Origin of the sequence: Burkholderia sp. LMG 13014, assembly GCF_905232215.1 — a bacterium.
GTDB lineage: Bacteria > Pseudomonadota > Gammaproteobacteria > Burkholderiales > Burkholderiaceae > Burkholderia.
In genome coordinates, this window is sequence record NZ_CAJNKE010000627.1 from 1 (window position 1) to 3,316 (window position 3,316).

Annotated in this window: 3 protein-coding genes and 1 pseudogene; 1 reads left to right on the forward strand and 3 read right to left on the reverse strand. The window is 66.6% G+C overall.

The features are described from left to right. Positions 1 to 188, forward strand: a pseudogene (locus JYJ84_RS32125) (RNA helicase); the annotation flags it as partial. Here JYJ84_RS32125 and JYJ84_RS32130 read toward each other — a convergent pair. From JYJ84_RS32130 to JYJ84_RS32140, 3 genes are all read right to left on the reverse strand, one after another. Beyond that, positions 182 to 688 (reverse strand): hypothetical protein, encoded by a 507-nt coding sequence (locus JYJ84_RS32130; RefSeq protein ID WP_175221655.1) that lies wholly within the window; start codon positions 686 to 688, stop codon positions 182 to 184. The pseudogene JYJ84_RS32125 and the gene JYJ84_RS32130 overlap by 7 nt on opposite strands. A 70-nt stretch (positions 689 to 758) precedes the next feature. Then, positions 759 to 1,586 (reverse strand): ferritin-like domain-containing protein, encoded by an 828-nt coding sequence (locus JYJ84_RS32135; protein ID WP_043190698.1) that lies wholly within the window; start codon positions 1,584 to 1,586, stop codon positions 759 to 761. 327 nt (positions 1,587 to 1,913) lie between these two features. Further along, positions 1,914 to 3,316: gamma-glutamyltransferase family protein (locus JYJ84_RS32140; RefSeq protein WP_205189960.1), on the reverse strand; the 1,403-nt coding region annotated here is incomplete at its 5' end.

Consider the following 3,316-nt stretch of genomic DNA (forward strand, 5'->3'; position numbering starts at 1 on the left):
GCGACGGCAACGCGCAACCGAAGGCTTCGCAACAGAAAGCCGCGAAGCCGCGCACGCAAGGGCAAGGCGGCGGCGCCGGTACGGGTGGACGTCCGTCAGGTGGCGGCAACAGCGCACGCCCAGCAAACGGCAACGCCGCGCACCCGAACCGCAACCGTTCGTCGCGCAGCGGCCAGCGCGGTCACTGAAGCCGCGCGGCTGCGCGCCGCAGGTGCTCGACCTGGCGTTGCCAGCGTGCGAGCACCGCGGCGCGCTCCCCTTCCAGCGTGAACGTGACACCTGTCGCGAGTCGCGCATAGCCGACCCGCTGCGCATCGCCGTGCGCGATCGTCGCAGCGAATCCGGCCAGTCCGCCGAAGTCTCCTTCGAGCGGCGTCATCCTCAATTGCGCCTGAAAGAACGCACCGTCCGCGACGAGCGTCAACGCGGCGTTACGCCGTTGCGCGATCGCGCGCGCCGCACGCGATTGCGGCCAGAGCGCCAGCAGCAGCGTGCGCGCATCGTGCGCATAGATCTCGCCGACGCCAAGCAGCGTCGTGCGCAACTGGCCGTCGTCGGTTGCGACGATCAGCGACGCGGCAACGTCGGCATGACGCTCGAGCGCGGTACCGTCGAACAGCGAGACGACGGCCGGCGGCCACGCATCGAACGTCCATTGTTCGAGCGCGTGGCGATGGGTATCGGTCATGATGGCGTGGCCCCGGTGGAAAGCGGATGAAGAAGCCGCAGCATACGCGCGTCGGGCCGCGCCGCGGCGATCAGCGCAGGAACACGTGCCGCGTGATCTTGGTGAGCGGATAGTGGACGCCCGGCTGGATCTTCGCGGGCAGGTCGAGCGGCTTGAGCAGCATCTTCACGCACATGTCGGCTGACAGGTTGCGCCGCACGAGCTTGCTGATCCGCGCGGCGCGTTCGCGGTTGTACTGGCTGTCGCCGACACGATCCGGGTAGCGGACCGCGAACACGTGGCGCAGCGCGATCTCGGAATCCTCGTTCTTGATTTCCATCACGCGGCGCGCCAGCGCGCCGAGCACCGCAAGCCGGCCATTGCCTTCGAGCTGGTTGTACTTCTTGAAGAACTTGAAGAAGTGCTTGTAGTGACGCACTTCGTCCGTGCGGATGTTGTCGGTGATTTCCTTCAGCACGGGCTCGTCCGAGCATTCGTTGATCGCACGATAGAGCGTGGCCGTGCCCGTCTCGACGACGCAGCGCGCGACCATCTCGAGCGCACGGGTCTTCTCGAACGCCTCGACCTTGCAGGTCTTCGAATACTCGGCGAAGAAATTCGCGAACGCGGTATCCCAGTCGAACTCCGGCCACACGTGCGCGATGTACGCCTTCAGCGCGCGCCCGTGCTGCAATTCTTCGTGCTCCCATGCATTGTTGAGCCATGCGGAGACTTCCGGGTCGTCGTTGAAGAACTGGCTCAGATTGCTCGTGTAGAGATCCGAGCCGCTTTCGATGAACGACGACGCACACAGCAGCAGCAACAGGTCCTCGTTCGCGGCGGCACGCTGACGATCGATCCGGTTCAGATCGATGTCCTCGATGCGCCACGGCATCACATGCGTTGTTTTGGTGTCCATGGTGGTGCGCTCCCAGTCGTCGCGCGGGGGCCGGCCCATGCCTTCGGCACAGGCGCCAACCGACCCGCAGGCGGCGTTTTACTTGCGTTTATAGTGGATTGGTCCGGCCGAACCATGCTGGCATCTTAGCCGGACTTTGATGTTCCTGCTCCAACCACTGACCATACCCGACCAGTGCAGTTCCACGGCGTCTGTTGCCGTTGGTTAGACGAGTCCTTCAAACCGCTTGCGCCCGCTCGACGATACGGGCCGCGCCAAACGAAACGGGCGGCCATTCGGCCGCCCGCGAAGCGCAAAAAACTGCAAACGAAAGCCGGCAGCAATCCGTCAGAAACCGGCCGCCAGACCGTCGCGACGGCTGTCGCTTGCCGCCACGTAGCCGCGCTCGCGATCGTCGCGGTCGAGACGCCAGATGAACTGCCCCGAACCGAAATCCATGTAAGGATCGTCGATCGACTTGATCGTATGGCCGCGCGCGGCCAGCGCATCGACGGTCGCGCGATTCATCGTCGCCTCGACGTCGAGCGTGAAGTCGCGGTTGACCTTCCAGCGCGGCGCATCGCAGGCGGCCTGCGGTTGCTGCCCGTAGCCGAGCATCCGCACGACGGTCTGCAGGTGGCCCTGCGGCTGCATGTCGCCACCCATCACGCCGAAGCTCATCACGGCCTCGGTGCGGCCGTCGACCTCCTCGGTGACGAACGCCGGGATGATCGTGTGGAACGGCCGCTTGCCGCCCGCGACGACGTTCGGCGAAGCCGGGTCCATCGAGAAGCCGTGCCCGCGGTTCTGCAGCGCGATGCCGGTGCCGGGCACGACGAGCCCCGAACCGAAGCCCATGTAGTTCGACTGGATGAAGCTCACCATCATCCCGCGCTCGTCGGCCGCCGACAGGTAGACCGTGCCGCCCGAATACGGCCGGCCGGCACCGAAATGCGTCGCGCGCGCGGGATCGATCAGCTTCGCGCGTTCGGCGAGATACGCATCGTCGAGCATCTGCTCAGGCGTGACTTCCATCGCGCGCGGATCGGCGACGTAGCGATAGACATCGGCGAACGCGAGCTTCATCGCCTCGATCTGCAGATGCTGCGAGTCGACCGAATCGACTGGCCATTCGGTCACGCCCGCGTGCTCGGCGATCCCGAGCGCGATCAGCGCGGCGATGCCCTGCCCGTTCGGCGGAATCTCGTGAATCGTATGACGGCCGAAGCGCTTGCCGATCGGCTCGACCCATTCGGGCCGGTAGGCATGCAGGTCGGCTGCGGTCAGCGCGCCACCGCCTGCGCGGGAAAACGCGGCGATGCGCTCGGCGAGTGCGCCCTCGTAGAACGAACGAGCGCCCTCCTTCTGCAGCGTGCGCAACGTCTGCGCATGGCCCGGCAGACACATGCGCTCGCCCACCTGCGGTGCGCGGCCGTGCGGCATGAAGGTGTCCGCGAAACCCGGCAGCCCCTTGAGTTCCGGCACCGCGGCCGCCCACTTGTGCGCGACGATCGGCGGCACCGCATAGCCGCGCTCCGCGATCTCGATCGCCGGTTCGAGCAGGTCCGCGAACGGCAGCGAACCGAATTTCGCATGCAGCGCCTCCCAGCCCGCGATCACGCCCGGCACGGTGACGGTATCCCAGCCGCGCGTCGGCTTGTTCGCGATCCCGTTGCCCGCCTCGCCGTGGCGCTGGCGGAAATAGCCGACGTTCCACGCGGCCGGCGCGACGCCCGACGCGTTCAGCCCGG